Annotated in this window: 1 protein-coding gene; it reads left to right on the top strand. The window is 67.1% G+C overall.

The genetic code is table 11. The annotated features are described in order from the left end of the window. Positions 1–153: 153 nt before the first annotated feature. Positions 154–438: MaoC/PaaZ C-terminal domain-containing protein (locus tag J5M58_RS27120; RefSeq protein WP_306795265.1), on the top strand; the 285-nt coding region annotated here is incomplete at its 3' end.

The raw sequence follows: 438 nt of genomic DNA, 5'->3' as shown, positions 1-438 counted from the left end.
GTACAACAAGATCCTCGACAAGCGGCTGTCCGAGAGCAAGCCGGATCGCGGGATCGTGACGACCGAATGGGAAGGGGTCGACGAGCAGGGCGAGACCGTCATCACCGTGCGCTCGAAAGTGATCTTCGGGCTGCGCTCGCCGCAGGTGCGTGCATGACGGCGCGCGTGCACGCGCTGCCGGTCGTCGCGTCGGCCGACGCGCTGCATGCGCGGGTCGGCGCGGCGCCGTTCGCGAGCGGTTGGATCGACATCGATCAGACGCGCGTCGACCGGTTCGCCGACGCAACGGGCGATCATCAATGGATTCATGTCGATCCCGAGCGCGCCGCACGCGAATCGCCGTTCGGCGGGCCGATCGCGCACGGTTTCCTCACGCTGTCGCTGATTCCGGCGTTGATGACCGATGCGCTGCGCTTCGAACAGCGCATGGGCGTGAAC

This window comes from Pseudomonas sp. 32_A (genome assembly GCF_017490905.1).
Taxonomy (GTDB): Bacteria; Pseudomonadota; Gammaproteobacteria; order Pseudomonadales; family Pseudomonadaceae; genus Aquipseudomonas; species Aquipseudomonas inefficax.
This window is presented reverse-complemented; position numbering and strand designations above follow the sequence as displayed.